19 protein-coding genes are annotated in these 15,629 nt (G+C 64.2%); 14 read left to right on the plus strand and 5 right to left on the minus strand.

The window, feature by feature from the left end:
• The first annotated feature begins 3 nt into the window (after positions 1–3).
• Positions 4–1,479, plus strand: coding sequence for an adenosylhomocysteinase (gene ahcY, locus ACFVUS_RS34775; RefSeq protein WP_387776509.1), 1,476 nt, complete (start codon positions 4–6; stop codon positions 1,477–1,479).
• Positions 1,480–1,695: 216 nt separating this feature from the next.
• A complete protein-coding gene (locus ACFVUS_RS34780) occupies positions 1,696–2,283 on the plus strand; it encodes a hypothetical protein (RefSeq protein ID WP_387776512.1) in 588 nt (195 codons plus the stop codon).
• Between the two features lie 54 nt (positions 2,284–2,337).
• Here the strand turns inward: ACFVUS_RS34780 and ACFVUS_RS34785 are convergent, their stop codons facing one another.
• Positions 2,338–2,544 carry a hypothetical protein gene (locus ACFVUS_RS34785; RefSeq protein ID WP_387776515.1) on the minus strand — a complete coding sequence of 69 codons (207 nt, stop codon included), beginning with the start codon at positions 2,542–2,544 and terminating at the stop codon, positions 2,338–2,340.
• Complete coding sequence (locus ACFVUS_RS34790) at positions 2,541–2,984, minus strand: DUF4254 domain-containing protein (RefSeq protein WP_387776518.1); 444 nt, start codon at positions 2,982–2,984, stop codon at positions 2,541–2,543. Before ACFVUS_RS34790 ends, ACFVUS_RS34785 begins: the two co-directional genes overlap by 4 nt.
• A 199-nt stretch (positions 2,985–3,183) precedes the next feature.
• Here ACFVUS_RS34790 and ACFVUS_RS34795 point away from each other — a divergent pair, with 199 nt between their 5' ends.
• The 7 genes from ACFVUS_RS34795 to ACFVUS_RS34825 all read left to right on the plus strand — a co-directional run bounded on the left by ACFVUS_RS34795 (position 3,184) and on the right by ACFVUS_RS34825 (position 7,570).
• A complete protein-coding gene (locus ACFVUS_RS34795) occupies positions 3,184–4,077 on the plus strand; it encodes a helix-turn-helix domain-containing protein (protein WP_387776521.1) in 894 nt (297 codons plus the stop codon).
• On the plus strand, positions 4,074–4,265 hold the full coding sequence (locus ACFVUS_RS34800; RefSeq protein ID WP_387776524.1) for a DUF397 domain-containing protein: 192 nt from the start codon (positions 4,074–4,076) through the stop codon (positions 4,263–4,265). Before ACFVUS_RS34795 ends, ACFVUS_RS34800 begins: the two co-directional genes overlap by 4 nt.
• 83 nt (positions 4,266–4,348) lie before the next feature.
• Positions 4,349–4,729 (plus strand): hypothetical protein, encoded by a 381-nt coding sequence (locus tag ACFVUS_RS34805; RefSeq protein WP_387776527.1) that lies wholly within the window; start codon positions 4,349–4,351, stop codon positions 4,727–4,729.
• A 2-nt stretch (positions 4,730–4,731) separates the two neighbouring features.
• On the plus strand, positions 4,732–5,223 hold the full coding sequence (locus tag ACFVUS_RS34810; RefSeq protein ID WP_387776530.1) for a hypothetical protein: 492 nt from the start codon (positions 4,732–4,734) through the stop codon (positions 5,221–5,223).
• A gap of 426 nt (positions 5,224–5,649) precedes the next feature.
• Positions 5,650–6,687: a hypothetical protein gene (locus tag ACFVUS_RS34815; RefSeq protein WP_387776533.1), complete on the plus strand. Its 1,038-nt coding sequence runs from the start codon at positions 5,650–5,652 to the stop codon at positions 6,685–6,687.
• A gap of 101 nt (positions 6,688–6,788) precedes the next feature.
• Positions 6,789–7,202, plus strand: coding sequence for a hypothetical protein (locus tag ACFVUS_RS34820; protein ID WP_387776536.1), 414 nt, complete (start codon positions 6,789–6,791; stop codon positions 7,200–7,202).
• A complete protein-coding gene (locus tag ACFVUS_RS34825) occupies positions 7,193–7,570 on the plus strand; it encodes a hypothetical protein (RefSeq protein ID WP_387776539.1) in 378 nt (125 codons plus the stop codon). Before ACFVUS_RS34820 ends, ACFVUS_RS34825 begins: the two co-directional genes overlap by 10 nt.
• A 43-nt stretch (positions 7,571–7,613) precedes the next feature.
• Here the strand turns inward: ACFVUS_RS34825 and ACFVUS_RS34830 are convergent, their stop codons facing one another.
• The 3 genes from ACFVUS_RS34830 to ACFVUS_RS34840 form a co-directional block, all read right to left on the minus strand.
• Positions 7,614–7,937 (minus strand): hypothetical protein, encoded by a 324-nt coding sequence (locus ACFVUS_RS34830; RefSeq protein WP_387776542.1) that lies wholly within the window; start codon positions 7,935–7,937, stop codon positions 7,614–7,616.
• A 154-nt stretch (positions 7,938–8,091) separates the two neighbouring features.
• A complete protein-coding gene (locus tag ACFVUS_RS34835) occupies positions 8,092–8,379 on the minus strand; it encodes a hypothetical protein (protein WP_387776545.1) in 288 nt (95 codons plus the stop codon).
• A gap of 76 nt (positions 8,380–8,455) precedes the next feature.
• Positions 8,456–9,550: a glycerophosphodiester phosphodiesterase gene (locus ACFVUS_RS34840; RefSeq protein ID WP_387776548.1), complete on the minus strand. Its 1,095-nt coding sequence runs from the start codon at positions 9,548–9,550 to the stop codon at positions 8,456–8,458.
• A 72-nt stretch (positions 9,551–9,622) separates the two neighbouring features.
• On the opposite strand from ACFVUS_RS34840, the gene ACFVUS_RS34845 reads away from it, so the two are divergent.
• The 5 genes from ACFVUS_RS34845 (at position 9,623) to ACFVUS_RS34865 (ending at position 15,406) form a co-directional block, all read left to right on the plus strand.
• A complete protein-coding gene (locus tag ACFVUS_RS34845) occupies positions 9,623–10,270 on the plus strand; it encodes a dTMP kinase (protein WP_387776551.1) in 648 nt (215 codons plus the stop codon).
• 77 nt (positions 10,271–10,347) lie between these two features.
• The gene (gene mtrA / locus ACFVUS_RS34850) at positions 10,348–11,025 is read left to right on the plus strand and encodes an MtrAB system response regulator MtrA (protein WP_364639602.1); all 678 of its coding nucleotides are present in this window, start codon (positions 10,348–10,350) and stop codon (positions 11,023–11,025) included.
• A gap of 44 nt (positions 11,026–11,069) precedes the next feature.
• A complete protein-coding gene (gene mtrB / locus ACFVUS_RS34855; RefSeq protein WP_387776555.1) occupies positions 11,070–12,950 on the plus strand; it encodes an MtrAB system histidine kinase MtrB in 1,881 nt (626 codons plus the stop codon).
• Complete coding sequence (gene lpqB / locus ACFVUS_RS34860; RefSeq protein WP_387776558.1) at positions 12,947–14,746, plus strand: MtrAB system accessory lipoprotein LpqB; 1,800 nt, start codon at positions 12,947–12,949, stop codon at positions 14,744–14,746. The genes mtrB and lpqB overlap by 4 nt, the downstream gene beginning before the upstream one ends.
• Positions 14,747–14,761: 15 nt before the next feature.
• Entirely contained in the window at positions 14,762–15,406 is a 645-nt protein-coding gene (locus tag ACFVUS_RS34865; RefSeq protein WP_387776561.1) for a ComF family protein, read from the plus strand.
• Positions 15,407–15,629 lie beyond the last annotated feature (223 nt).

Below are 15,629 nucleotides of genomic sequence, written 5' to 3' on the forward strand. Positions count from 1 at the left end.
CAGATGACGACCGCAGTGAGCAGCATGATGACCGCCGACGTCCGCAACGGGATCGACTTCAAGGTGGCGGATCTGTCGCTGGCCGAGTTCGGCCGCAAGGAGATTCGGCTCGCCGAGCACGAGATGCCGGGTCTGATGGCCCTGCGCCGCGAGTACCACGATGTGCAGCCGCTGCGTGGCGCGCGCATCTCCGGCTCGCTGCACATGACCGTGCAGACCGCCGTCCTGATCGAGACCCTCGTCGCGCTCGGCGCGGAGGTCCGCTGGGCGTCCTGCAATATCTTCTCCACCCAGGACCACGCCGCCGCCGCAGTCGTGGTGGGCCCCAACGGCACCGAAGAGGAGCCCAAGGGCACCCCGGTGTTCGCGTGGAAGGGCGAGAGCCTCGAGGAGTACTGGTGGGCCGCCGAGCAGATGCTCACCTGGCCCGGCGAGCCCACGAACATGATCCTGGACGACGGCGGCGACGCCACCATGCTGGTGCTGCGCGGCGCCCAGTTCGAGAAGGCCGGAGTCGTTCCGCCCGAGGACGAGACGCACTCCGATGAATACAAGGTGTTCCTGAACCTGCTGCGCGCGAGCCTGGAAGCCGATAAGGGCAAGTGGGGCAAGATCGCCGACAGCGTCAAGGGTGTCACCGAGGAGACCACCACCGGCGTGCTGCGGCTGTACCAGTTCGCCGCCGCGGGTGAGCTGTCGTTCCCGGCGATCAACGTCAACGACTCGGTCACCAAGTCCAAGTTCGACAACAAGTACGGCACCCGGCACTCGCTGGTGGACGGCATCAACCGCGGCACCGACGTGCTCATCGGTGGCAAGAAGGTGCTGATCTGTGGTTACGGCGACGTCGGCAAGGGCTGCGCGGAGTCGTTGAAGGGCCAGGGCGCGCGCGTCCAGGTCACCGAGATCGACCCGATCAACGCGCTGCAGGCGCTGATGGACGGCTTCGACGTCGTCACCGTCGAGCAGGCCATCGCCGACGCCGACATCGTGGTCACCTCGACCGGCAACAAGGACATCATCACCCTCGATCACATGAAGGCGATGAAGGGACAGGCCATCCTGGGCAATATCGGCCACTTCGACAACGAGATCGATATGGCCGCCCTGGAGCGTTCGGGCGCACACCGCCTCAACATCAAGCCCCAGGTCGACCTGTGGACGTTCCAGGACACCGGCCGCGCCATCATCGTGCTGTCCGAAGGCCGCCTGCTCAACCTCGGCAACGCCACCGGCCACCCCTCCTTCGTCATGTCGAACTCCTTCTCCAACCAGGTGATCGCCCAGATCGAACTCTGGACCAAGCCGCAGGAATACGACAACGAGGTCTACCGCCTCCCCAAGCACCTCGACGAAAAGGTCGCCAAGATCCACGTCGAGGCCCTCGGCGGCACATTGACCAAGCTCACCAAGGACCAGGCCGAATACATCGGCGTAGACGTCGAAGGCCCCTACAAGCCCGAGCACTACCGCTACTGAGTCGAATACCCTGTAGCACAACCTGATCGGGCCGGTCGCAATCGCGACCGGCCCGACCTGTCTCCAATATCCACCTGCCACAAGACTTTTCGCGGACTACCGTGGGCGCACCGCGGAAGGACCCCGATGTCAGCCTTCAACTCCGTGAACTGGATGGCCCCGTGCGGCGCATGCGGGCACGCCGGAGCCCGCGAGGTGCAATTCAAGTACGGCCACGTGCGGCAGCACGAATACGAAATCGGCGACGAACTGATCTGGGCGGCCCACGCCATCGGCGACTCGACAGCCGAAACCGCTGTGGCCGAAGGCTATGCGTGCGAATGCCCGAACTGCGATTTCGAGCTCGGCGAGTGCGAGGTGCTGATAGTCCACGGCAGGTTGATCGGCGTCCGGCCGCTGACCGGAAGGTGGGATTTCCGAGGCAACGAATACGTCGAGAACGTGTCCATCGATCAAGAGCCGCGGCCTGAGGTTCAGCTCGCCCGGAAATCCATGCGAACGTGGGCCAAACCCGCCGACGTCCCACCGGGAAGCGGGGTTGCCGAGCAACTGAATCTGATGAAATCCCTTGCCTGCAGACAGATTACGTGCCCAGCCTTCGCCAGATCGTGGTACGACGCCCGACGGCGCTCCCTCGATAACGGTGAGCGGCTACGACAGCCATTCGAGCGTCTACTCACCCGAGTGTTCTACGACCTGGAGGATTATCCGATCGATCCCTCCCTGCGGGACTCCGGGGACATCACCGACGAGGCACTCATCGACAATGTTCGAGGTGTGCTGAAGGAACTGGCGCGATTGTGATCACGCGCCGGGGTGCATGGGTTGGACGCGAGTAGCTCAGCTCATTTCGCGAGTTCAATGCTGCCCCCAGCTGCGGTGCTTTCCTGGAATTTGCGTCACCGTGTAGCTGTGCTGCTCCTGCTGAATGCGAGCGGTAATACTCGTGACAGTCCATCGGCTGGCATCAACGGTCTTGGTTGTGGGATGGAACAATTCGAGAGCCCATGTTGTGAATCCTCCGGTCACTACCCCGAGGAAGAACAGGATCATCAAGGCGGTCATTGGGTTTCCTCGTCCGGCTTGGGGGTTGGGAGTCGGCGGCGGCCGGTCATGAGGTCGTGTGTCAGGTCGCTGTAGCCGAGGGCGAGTTCGGCAAGGCATTGCCAGGCTTGGTGCAGTTCTTGGTTTGTGGTGTTGGTGCGCAGGGCAGTGAAGGCGACGACGGAGAGCTTGGCGAGGCGGTCCACCACGGAACCGATGGTTTCGGTGTGCATGCTGGGCGCGGCCAGGGTGGTGGGGATGGTTTGCGCGACCCAGACGTCGATGTCTTGGATCAATTGGAAACGGCAGCAATCGATTTCGTCTGCGGCTGTGTGGTCGAGAGTTGGTCTCGCCTCGTGGAGACTTGCCAGTTCGTAGGCGGCCAGCAGGATCGGATGGGGTTCATGGACGTGGCCTGAGCAGGCTTCGAGAATCAAATCCTTTGAGGGCAAGAGCGTCATGATGAGCACTCCGAGAAGGGCTGGTGGTGGGTGGTGCTCTCAGTAGACACCTCGAGTCGCCCCGAAAACGTGTCCACGGTGGACTGGTTACGAAATATGATGGGCTGTCCACGGCGAACATCTCCATCGTGGACACGGCGTTCGTCGACATGGCAGTTGTGGACACTTCCCAAGACAGCGAGGCCGAAAAATGGCTGGGTTGGCCGCTTCTCGAATTGCGTTCGGGTCGTATATCCGCGAGATCCGGATGAAGGGCCAGAAGACGCCGCTCGCCGCGGGGCTACACATCGAGACCTCCCGCCAGACGATCATGCGGCTGGAAAACGGGCTGCCGACGAAGGTGAGCACGGTCGAACTGGAGCGGCTGCTCGACTTCTACGAGGCATCGTCTCATGATCGCGATGAGGCGTTGAGTCTGTGGCGTGAAGTGCGCTCCGAGGAGAAGGTTGCTCAGCAGCAGGGGGATTCACGCGGCTTCTGGCAGCCCTATACCGATCAGGTGCTTTCGCATTTCCCACGCTACTTGCGGCTGGAAAGCGCCGCCAACCAGGTCACCACGCACCAGCTCGTGCTCGTCCACGGGCTGCTCCAGACACCCGACTACCGTCGCGCGGTGGTTCGCATCGACGGCGGCCCACAGCTGTCCGCTGTCGATGTGGAGCGCCGAGTCGAACTCGCTATGCGACGTCAGTCGAAACTCGACGACTCCAGCTTCCGCCTGAATTTCCTGATGTCGGAGGCAGTCCTGCGACATCAGCCGGGTGAGCCGGATGTGATGGCCGCTCAGTTGCGTTGGTTGGCAGCGGTTTCCGCGCGGGACAACATCAGTATCAGGATTATCCCGTTCGGGGTGAAGGGACATCGTGGCCTGACCATTCAATCGTTCACGTTGCTTCAGTTCCCTCGTCTGAGCACCAACGTGACGGAGTCGCCCGTGGTCTACCTAGAAGGTGCGGTCGGGGCCCTCTACCACGGGCGGGCCGACGTGGTGCAGGGTTTTCGTGACGCTGTCGATGCACTGAACACTGTAGCGTTGTGTGAAAGCGACACAGTAGATGTCTTACTGAAGATTGCGAAGGAGTATGCGGCGTGAGCAAACCGCCAATCGGCAAGTGGTTCAAGTCAAGTCGTTCCGAGACCGGTCAGCAATGCGTGGAGGTCTGCATCGGCTCCGGAGTGGTCGGGGTACGCGACACCAAAGATCTCGGCCAAGGTCCGGAGCTCTGGTTTCCAGGTGAGGCCTGGGATGACTTCATTGCCAGCGGCATTTGGAAGCGCTGAAACGAGCCTGCGAGAGACCGTGTGAACATGGGCAGGCCGATGGATGTCGTGCCAGGTAGCGGCGTCGACGTGGGATGCGGCAGATGAGGCAGTACGACAGTCATGAGGTTGCGAAGCTGGATTTCGGAATCAGCTTTGTCGATGATCAGTCCGAAAGGGAATGCCCCGTATGCGAATCGGTTGGAGTGCGCACGTATGTCTATCGGCATAACGGGGGTAATCGCACTGTCCTGTTTACATATTCATGGTGCAAACTCTGTCGGCGATTCAAGGGCTGGACGGGCGCCGACACCGGCGAGTACACCTTCTCCGACCCCATAGAATGCCTCCCGGAGTCGGAGCGTGAGATCTATCGCCGCAGCCTCGCGAAACTTCTCCCCAAGCTCGACAAGCTCTGGGATGCGGGAGAGCTTCCACAGCAGTTTGTCCGGGTGAAGCCGGCGAAGAAGCGGGCGAGGAAGTAGTTGTGAGCAGGGCGGGGAATGTTGAGCGGGGGTACGGGACGAGCCCGCATCATCTGCCGAAATCGATGGTTCGGGTTGTTCGTGCGGAGGCCGGTAGTGGTCGGCTGTTGAAATGGGTTGGGCGAGAAGGGGTCACGCTTCTCGATTTTGCTCGGGACCGAGAGTGTGAGCGGGCCAGCTTGGGGCGATTCCCGAGAAAGATGGACGGCACTGTTGATTGGAGTCGGGTACCTGACGGGCTCGTGCTTGCGGTTGGTGAGTATTTGGAGATCGAAGCGTTGGTGGATCGATTCATGGCGGGGTCGGATTCCTATGTCTTCCTTTGGGGAACCTTGACGCTTCCGAGCGTAGAAGTCTCGGGATCTGCACTGGCAGTACATCTTCGCGAGATTGTGGAGCGTATTCCCGAGTTCTGGATCTACTCGCCGGACAGGTCCGTACTGCTCGAGAATCTGTTCTCCGGCGAGGTCAGGGTTGCGGGCATTCCGGACTGATTGGACAACATGGGCGATTCCGGACAGGATCGGGGCGGTTTCGGATGCGGTCCTGGAGGGGGAAGTCGCTATGCGTGAGTTGTTGGTTGGTGTGTGGATGGGTGGGGGAATGTTGTGAGTACTCCGCCGTTCGGTCAGAATTCTGCCCCGCAGCAGGGGAGTTACCCACCGCCGCAAGGGTATCCGGGGCAGCCTTTCCCGGAGCAGCGGCAGTCGTATCCGCCGCAGCAACAGCAATATCCACAGCAGCGGCAGCCGTATTCGCCGCCGCAACAGCCGTATTCGCCGCAGCCGCAGCAGTATTCGCAAGAGCCGCAGGGGTTTTCGCCGCAGCAGTTCGGCGGGCAGCAGGGGTTTGGGCCGCAGCAAGGGTTCGGGCAGCCGCCTTTCAATGCGCCCGGGGGTCGGCCTCCGGGGAAGGGGCGGTTGGCGCTGATTCTCGGAGTTGTTGCGGCGGTGGCTATTGCGGCGGGGGTGGGGGTGTACTTCGCTGTGCTGCGGGATGGTGGGGACGCTGAAACCGGTGCGGGTGGGAAGGGTGGGGGGTTCGATAATCTGCTGAGCCTCGACCCGTGCTCGTATCTGCAGCCGAAGCAGTTCGCCGAGTTCGCGGATGCTGGGGCGTCGTCGCCGATGATTCGGATCGAGCCGTCCGGGTTCAGTACCTGTGATGTGGAGTTGGAGCGGTCCAAGGCATCCGGGGCGGGGAATGCGGTGACCGTGCATCTGGAAGCCGGGCGGATGGTGCAGGGCGAGTTGGGGAGATTGACTACGACGTTCCAGCGCGGATCGTTGCAGGTGGTGACCACCGCCGATGCGGGGCAGCCCAAGTGCCTGCAATATGTCTTCCGTGCCGACGGCGTCGGTGTGCGGCTCAGCGTCGACACCTTCTCGATGCAGCAGTCGGACAGCCTCGAGACGCTGTGCAGGATTCGGGACGCCGCCACCAATGCGGTCGTCGACGCGCTCGACAACAACCGGGGTGATCGGATCTCCTATCCCAAGGATTCGATCGGCGGCGTCGATCCCTGCACCCGCCTCGAAACCGCGGAGATCACCGCCGCGACCAAAGCTACGTCGGTAACGAAGTCTCCCGCCGGTCCCGTCTCCGAATGCCGTTGGGACACCGGTGATTACCGAATCACCGTGTCATCCGCACTGATGTCCGCATCCGATTCACGTGCGACCGGAACCGATGAAACCATCGCGGGCCGGAACACCGTCATAGAACCCTCGTCGAAGAAGCCCACCTGCCGAGCCACCTTCTACGGCCGCAGCTGGGACCCCTGGCTGGGCAGCTACTCCAACTACACCGCGGCCTACAACGACGACGTCTCGAAATTCGTAGAGGTAACCCGCCTGTACGTCCAGCTGCCCCACACCGGCACCGGAACCGCCACCGACGCCTGCCAAACCGTCCGCACCCTCGCCGCGGCCGCCTGGCCCCGCCTACCGCACAACTGAACACAGCTGACCGACTGATCAACTCGGAGGGGTCGATGGAGGTTGTTTTCGCGGCCAGGTTCGAACGGAATCTGGCGCCGTGGCGAGATGTGCTGGGAGATATGGCCGGTACCGAGTTCCGGGTGGGGAGCATGCCCGCTGTCGGATCCGGATGCGACACGATCTTGATGATCGCCTACCTGGTACACGATCGATATGGCGGCAGGCCCCCACGCGGCCGGGCCCAGGTGATCGAAAACCTGAGCGGCGACAGCCTTCCCTATCTGATCCTGGTAACTCCGCCGTATCCTCCGGTACTCGAAGCTGTTTCGGATGAGGCTGCCGCGGGGGAAGACGTCTTCGAGATGTTCACACGGTGCTTCGACGCGGTGTCGGAGTTCCACGAATCAATCGGCGGCACTCTGATCGAACGGCTGCTGGTACTTGTCTCGGCGCTGACCCTCGACGGTGTTCCGCATGCGGTGGTCGCCAGGTCGTTTCGACGCGCGTTCGAAGGCTCGATTCGATGCGGGTGACCGCGTTGTCGGATGCGGAACCTGGTGGGGAGGCGCGGTTTCGGGTGGATGGTGGGCCGTGGCCCGCCATCTGGATGGGCAGTGAATCCATCTGTGCCGGAACGCAAGTGCATGTCGAGATGGATATCGACTCGATCGATTCGATCGTCGCGATCGATGGGGCCGACGCCGTGAGTGGGATCGAAGTGGTCGATGGGCGCTTGACCGTTCGGGGGACGGTTTCGCTTGTCTATCAGGATGGGGTTTTCGCGCTGCAGGTCGGTGCCGGATCCGTGTTGATCGAGCCTGATCCTGGGTTCGGGGTCAGCAAAGGTATGGCGATTTGTATTGAGCCGGAGTCGATTTCGCTATTTCCGATCGGGGTTTAGTTCCCGCCGTCTCGAATTGTGGCGGCGGGAAACGGGTTTGGGGTTAGAGGGGGCCACTGGAGATGCCGCCGGAGCAGCCTTGGCCGGGAGTCCAGGTGCCTCGGCCGAGGATGCAGGCGAAGAAGGTGTAGATGCGGGAGGCGGAGTTGGCTGAACCCGGTTGGGCGGCATTGCTGTTGGGACTGACCGAGGCGAGGGCGGCGGAGCCGGTGTCGTCGCCGGTGGTGCCGACCGTGGTGGGAGTGGGGGATGCCGGGTCGAGGGTGAGTGGGGCCGCTTGGGCCGTGCCCGCCGAGAGGGCTGCGGTGAGGGCGAGGGTGGCCAGTGTTATTCGTGGAAGAAGATGGGGGACAGTGGGTTTCGACACTTGCGCTCCTTGCAGGGGGAGTGGTGCGTCGCACTGTATCCACTTGTGAAGTGTTTATATTTCGAAATGAACGCCCCTAGTTTCTTGGGCGTGGATATGCGAACGGCCACCGTCGCGGGGCGAGCGGTGGCCGTTCGAGGGTCGGGGCAGCGACCTACAGGCAGATGTCCAGGATCGGGACCCACTTGCCGCCCTTGAGGGTGCACAGGGCCGCGTTGATGAGCTCGCTCGCGCTGGAGCCGGTGCCGCCTACGTTGCTGGAGCCGGAGCCGCCGGAGGCCGAGTCCGCCGAACCGGTGGGGGAGCTGTTGGTGGCGACGGGGGTGGCGGTGTCCAGGGTGACCGGGGCCGCGGCGGCGGTGCCCGCGGTGGCGATGGCGGCGGCGATGGCGAACGCGCCGACCGCGGCACGCGGCATGTGGTGTGCGAAGCGAGAATTCATCAGGTGTGCTCCTTGCAGGGGGAACCAGTGCGATCGCACCCTACAAGAGATGAATCACTGTTGTTTCAGTTTTGCTTCACTTGTGAAAAGACGGCGGCAGCGGATAACCCTTCTCGGTCATGACCTCGCGGGCACGATTCGGATAATCGGTGATCAGGCCGTCGACACCCTGATCCAGGACCAAGCCGATCACCTCCTTGTCGTTGACCGTCCAGGGAATGACCTTCAGGCCCAGCGCATGGGCCCGTGCCACGTACGCCTCGGTGGTGGTCAGCGTGAAGTTCGCGTCGCCGGGCTTCGCGGTGCTGTCGGCGGGGTTCAGGTAGCTGGGGGAGGAGATGTCCGCGCCCAGGGCCTTGATCGCCGCCAGCGGGTCGTCGGGATGGTCCTTGTAGCTGATCGGGCTGAGCCACGGGCTGTCCGCTGTGAAGGTGGTGCTGTCGTAGAGCGCGACCGTGGGGATGCTCGCCCTCTTGGCTTTCACCAGCGGCAGGCTGCGCCAGTCGAAACTTTGGATCTCGACTTTCGAAGTGGCTCCGGCACCCTCGATCGCGCCGAGGATGACATCGACGAATTCGGCTGGGGTGGCGGATTGTTCGGGGTGCTCGGCTTCGAGCTTGGTTTCGATGTTGTAGCGCAGCGCGTCGAACGCACTGGGATAGGACTTCACCAGATCGAAGACCTGGGGCAGGCGGGCGATCTTGTTGCCCGGAAGTTCCTGTGCCTCCGGATAACCCGCGAGTTTTTTGCCACAGTCGAGTTTTTCGATCTGGGTCGAGGTGAGGTCGTGCACCAGTTTGCCGACATAGGGGAACTGGAGATCGTCGAGGAAGGCGGGCCCGGTATCGGTGCATTTCTCCGGCAGGATCTTCGGGTCGTGCCAGACGAACGGGACCTTGTCCTTACTCAGCACGATATCGAGTTCGAGGGTGCTCACCCCCAGTTCGATGGCCTTGGCGAACCCGGGCAGCGATTCCTCGATGGTCATCCCGCGCCCGCCGCGATGCGCCTGCAGATCGAAGGCGCGCCCGGGGTCGGTATGCGAGGTCGCGGAACTGGACGCCGGCGTCGACTCGGTGCCGCCGTTCCCGCACGCGGACGCGGCGCACACCACGCCCAAGATCAGAAAAGCGTGCCCGAGCTGCTTCGATCCCACCCTCGAAAACCCCATTGCCGGACTATAGCGACATTCCGCCGGTAACCGCGGGAGCCCATGTCGGGGGGATTCGGTACGCTCGCGGCCATGGGTGCGCTGGTTCCGGTGGAAGGGCTCGACGGTGCGGGTAAACGCACGCTGACCGATGCTGTCGTCACCGGCCTACGCGCCCGCGGTCTGCGCGTCACGACCCTGGCCTTCCCGCGCTACGGCGTCTCCGTCTACGCGGATCTGGCGGCCGAGGCATTGCGCGGACAGCACGGTGATCTCGCCGCTTCGGTCAACGGCATGGCGCTGATGTTCGCCCGCGATCGTGCCGACGCACGAGACGAACTCTCGAAAATGCTGTGGGACAACGACATCGTGCTACTGGACCGCTATGTCGCCTCCAACGCGGCCTACTCCGCCGCCCGGTTGAACCAGGATGCCTCCGGCGAAATCGTGGCCTGGATAGCCGAATTGGAATTCACACGCTTCGCCCTACCTGTCCCAGATGTCCAAATTCTCCTGGATGTTCCGGTAGAACTGGCGGAGGAGCGCGCCCGGCAACGCGAAACGCAGGACGCGACTCGCGCACTCGACGCCTATGAAAAAGATGGTGGGCTGCAACGCCGCACCGGAACCGTCTACCGTGAGCTTGCCGAAACCAACTGGCACGGAACGTGGTGGGTGCATCGGAGCGGTGACGATCCGGCAACACTTGCCGCGCGGCTCGCGGAAATCGTTGGTGGATAGGGTTGGATGTGCGCCGACAGGTCACGAGTGTTGGCGTGGCGGCCTGATTGGAGCCGGAGAGGTGACAACATAGTCTTATGAAGCCCAAGATTCTGGTCGTCGACGACGATATGGCTCTCGCTGAGATGCTCACGATCGTCTTGCGGGGTGAGGGATTCGATCCTCACACCGTCGGTGACGGCACGCAGGCGCTGACAGCGGTCCGGGAGCTGCGCCCGGATCTCGTGTTGCTGGATCTCATGCTGCCCGGCATGAACGGAATTGACGTATGCCGGGTATTGCGAGCCGATTCGGGAGTGCCCATCGTGATGCTGACGGCGAAGACCGATACGGTCGACGTCGTCCTGGGGTTGGAGTCTGGCGCCGACGATTACATCGTCAAGCCGTTCAAGCCGAAAGAACTCGTTGCTCGCGTGCGAGCCCGCCTGCGCCGCACCGAGGAAGAGCCGCAAGAACTTCTGTCCATCGCGGACATAGTCATCGATGTGCCCGCGCACAAGGTGACCCGCGGCGGTCAGCAGATCTCGCTCACACCTCTGGAATTCGATCTACTGGTCGCACTTGCCCGCAAGCCGCGCCAGGTGTTCACCCGTGAAGTGCTCCTGGAACAGGTCTGGGGATACCGGCACGCCGCCGATACCCGCCTGGTCAATGTGCACGTACAGCGGTTGCGCGCCAAGGTGGAGAAGGATCCGGAGAACCCTGAGATCGTACTGACCGTACGAGGTGTGGGCTACAAGGCCGGACCGCCGTGATCGCTGGCTCCAGAAACCGCGTTCAGCGGTGGCTGGCGGTAGTGGTGGCCTGGTTTCGCACCGTAGGTGAGCGACTGGGCCACGTGTGGCGTGGTTCGCTGCAACTGCGCGTTGTCGTGTCCACCCTGACCCTGTCGCTGATCGTGATCACGATTCTCGGAGTCGTGCTCACCTCGCAGATCACCGACCGGCTCTTGGACGCGAAGATCAACGCGGCCGTCGAGGAGATGGGCCGCGCCCGAAATACGGTGCAGGCCACGCTCACCGGCGTGCACGACTCCAGCACCCAGCTGGCACGATTGGAGGATGCCCGCCGCGCCCTGGCCGGGGGCGGCGGCTCCCAATCCGGCGGCGCGGCAGGCAGTTACGACTCCGCCCTCGCCATGGTCGGGGACTCACAATCGGAGCTGAGTGCCGGGCCGATTCAGGAAATACCCCCGGAGCTACGGCATTTCGTGCAGGAGCGCCAGGTCAGCTACCAGTTCGCGACGGTGTCCGATCCGGACGGCTATCGCGGCTCGGCACTGGTCATCGGCAGCCCCGCGGCCGACATTCCGACGCTGGAAATCTATTTGATCTTCCCGCTCACGAATGAGAAACGCTCCCTCGACCTCATGCGCGGCACCATGCTCATCGGCGGCATCGTGCTGCTGGTGCTGCTCGCCGCCATCACCGCCCTGGTGACCCGGCAGGTGGTGCTGCCCATTCGATCCGCCGCCCGGATCGCCTCCCGCTTCGCCGACGGACGTCTGAAAGAGCGAATGCTCGTCAGAGGGGAGGACGACATGGCCAGGCTGGCCATGTCGTTCAATGAGATGGCCGAGAGTCTCTCGAACCAGATCACCCAACTCGAGGAGTTCGGAAACCTCCAGCGCCGCTTCACCTCCGACGTCAGCCATGAGCTACGCACGCCGCTGACCACCGTCCGCATGGCCGCCGACCTCATCCACGGCTCCAGCGACGACCTCGATCCCGCCCTCGCGCGCTCGGCCGAACTGCTTGTGAACGAACTGGATCGGTTCGAAGGACTGCTCAACGACCTGCTCGAGATCAGCCGCCACGACGCGGGTGTGGCCGAGCTGCAGGTGGAATCGCTCGACGTGCGCATGTGCGCGCGGGCCGCGGTCTCCACGGTGCGGCATCTGGCCAAGGAATCCGGCGTCGAACTCGTCGTCGACATGCCCGAGGAACCCCTTGTGGCAGAGGTCGATCCGCGTCGCGTGGAACGAGTGCTGCGCAATCTGCTCGCCAACGCCATCGATCACAGCGAAGGCAAGCCCGTCCTCATGCGCATGCGCGGTGACAGCGATGCCAACGCCGTCGCCATCGTGGTGCGCGATCAGGGCGTCGGCCTGCGGCCGGGCGAGGAGAAACTGGTCTTCAACCGGTTCTGGCGCTCGGACCCCTCGCGCATGCGGCGTTCCGGCGGAACCGGATTGGGCCTGTCCATCAGCGTCGAGGACGCCAACCTGCACGAGGGCAAACTCGAGGCCTGGGGCGAAATCGGCGTCGGCGCCAGCTTCCGCCTCACCCTGCCGCTGGTGCGCAGCAAGAAACTCGGCGTCAGCCCACTCCCGCTGGAACCGGCCAAGACTCGCGGCGCCATCACCCCCGAACAACTCGCCCTCGATATCGGCACCGTGGAAGCCACCCCGGACCACACCGATTCCACCCCGACCGAATCCGAACTCGCGGCCGCCGAACCCATCGACCCGGCCACCGGCGAACCCTACGAACTCGCCGTCGCCGAACCATACGAACCGGCAACGGCGGGACCCACCGCCGAAGCCGAAACCGCCCCTGCCGCATCGGTATCCGATAACGGCGACGGCGCGCAGACCGTGTTACCGCTCGCATCCGGCAGTACACCGCCGGACAGTCCCGATGACACCGTGCTCGCCGACAAAGGGGACGGAAAGCCATGAGGATGGGGAAATCGCGCCTCGCGAGGGCGCTGGTGGTTGTCGCATGCCTGGTGGGCCTCACCGCGTGCGCGAACCTACCGGATTCCTCCGCACCGCAAGCCCTGGGCACGCTGGACCGCCAGCCCACCAGTGCCGGTCCGACACCGCCCATTTCGGGCAGAGAACCGGATCAGCTGCTCCGCGATTTCCTCCAGGCCACCTCCGATCCCACCAATCGGCATCAGGCGGCGCGGCAATTCCTCTCGCCCGCCGCCAATGTGCGCTGGGACGACGCCGCCGGCACCACCATCGTGGACCGGCCGGACACCCTGCGCGAATCCCGCACCGCCGACTCCGCCACCTATGTGATCCGCGCCCGCAAGATCGGCGAACTCGCCGCCGACGGCGCCTACCGCGCCAGCGACGGCACCCTGGAGAACAAGGTCGAGATGGTGAAGGTCGACGGCGAATGGCGCGTCGACGAACTACCGCCCGGCGTCATCATCGAACAGAACGCGTTCGCCAAGTCCTACAAGCGATATTCGCTGTTCTTCCCGAATCTCGCCGGGATGGCGATGGTTCCGGACCTGCGCTGGATCTCCGCGCGCAAGGACCAACTGCCGCAACGACTCATGGGCCTGCTCGCCGAGGGATCGCAGGAGGCGCTCGCCCCGGCCGTGCGCAATCCGCTCTCCGGCCCGATCACCCTGCGCGGTCCCATCACCAAGGCCAACGGCGAGACCGACAATGTCGGCGTCGGCGCGGGCGGTGTCACCGTCGACCTCGCCGGAGCCTCCGCACTGGACCCGAAGGCCAAGGAGCTCTTGGCAACCCAGATCGTGCTCACCCTCGCGGGCGCCGAAGTGCTCGGGCCGTACATCCTGCTCGCCGACGGCAAACCCCTCGACGATCGCTACGCCGCCACCGGCTGGAATCGCGCCGACGTGGAATCCATGAGCCCGGACGCCATCGCGCACAACCGCGCCGGACTGCACGCGGTCCGCGACGGTTCACTGGTCGCGGTCACCGAGAACGGCATCACCGCCGCCCCCGGCTTCTTCGGCACCACGCACACGCTGCAATCGGTGGCGCTGTCCCCGGACGGGCAACTGGTCGCCGCCGTCGCCAAATCCGGCCGCCCCGAACCGGAACCGGAACGCACCCTCATCATCGGCACCTATGACGGGCAGGGCTTCCCGGTCGCCACCGGCGGCACCTTCACCCGCCCCTCCTGGCCCGCCGACGGCACCTCCGCGTGGACCGTCGTGGACGGCGATCGGGTGATCCGCGCCGTGCACGATCGCAGCACCGGCAATGTCTCGGTGCAGGATGTGGACATCACCGAATTGACCGCCGCCGCGGCCAATGCCAACGCCCCGCGCGGGCCGATCACCGAATTGCGCATCTCGCCCTCGGGCGCTCGCGCGGCCCTGATCGCCAACGGCAAGGTCTATGTCGCGGTGGTCGCGCCGCAGTCCAGCACCAAGTTCGCGCTCACCGCGCCGCTGCCCCTGGCGGTCGGTTTGAGCACCAATGCCGTCTCGGTGGACTGGCAGACCGATGAGCGTGTGATTGTCACGCGAGAAGGCAATGTGGACCCCGTAGCGGGCGTCCTGGTGGACGGCTCCGGCTTCACCCCGCAGACCACCCAGAACCTCACCCCGCCGGTGCGCGTCGTGAGCGTCTCACCCGACCACGAATACGTCGCGGACTCGCGCGCGGTGCTGGAACTGACCCGCAATCCCGAAGGCGGCGAATACTACTGGCGCGAAGTTCCGGGTCTCGGCGGCAATGCGGTCCCGGTGCTGCCCGGCTAGGCGCACACTGACCCCATGGGGGAACTGCTGGATCTGATCCTGCCGCGCGCCTGTGGCGGTTGCGGGGCAGGTGGCACGGCGTGGTGCGCGCACTGCGCGGCCGCGCTGTCCGGTCCGCCGATTCGCCTGCGCCCCAGGGCCGATCCCGGTGTGCCGTGCTGGGCGCTCGCGCCCTACCGCGGTGCGCCGCGCCGCGCGGTGCTGGCCGCCAAGGAACAGCGCCGCGCCGATTTGGCACATTCGACGGGGGTGGCCCTGGCCAGGGGGCTGGATCTTTTACGCGACGGCTCCCGGCCGCTGATTCTGATCCCCGCACCCACCCGCAGGGCCGCCGCCCGGCGGCGCGGCGGCGACCCGGTACTGCGTTCCGCGCACGTCGCGGCGAGTTGGCTGCCCGATTGCCGATTGGTGCGCGTATTGGGTTTAAGACCAGGTGTGCGCGATTCGGTGGGTCTGAATCGCAGCGACCGCCAGCACAATCTGCGAGGGCGGATCATCGTAGCGCCGCGCTGTGCCGAAACCCTCCCATTTCCGGCAAATGCCGAGGTAGTGCTCATCGATGACGTCTTGACCACCGGTGCCACAGTGACGGAATCGGTGCGTGCGCTACGCGAGGCGCGAGTGACCGTTCGTGCCGCGCTGGTTACCTGCCACGCTTGATTCTTCGAAATTTGCGTGAACACTGGCGGACAGGTCGCTGGCGAACTAGCGTGGCGATCAGACACCCGAACTCGAAGTTTGGAGGTGGCGCCTCGGACCAAGATGTGCCGAGCGATTTCGATCGGCACACGTTTCAATCCCGCCGCACGAGCGGATTGTGCGGCCAGATCCGGGAGGTACGCGTGACGACATCTTCACGACCTTCAGCGAAAAACGCAGACAC

Source organism: Nocardia sp. NPDC058058, assembly GCF_042885355.1.
Taxonomy (GTDB): domain Bacteria; phylum Actinomycetota; class Actinomycetes; order Mycobacteriales; family Mycobacteriaceae; genus Nocardia.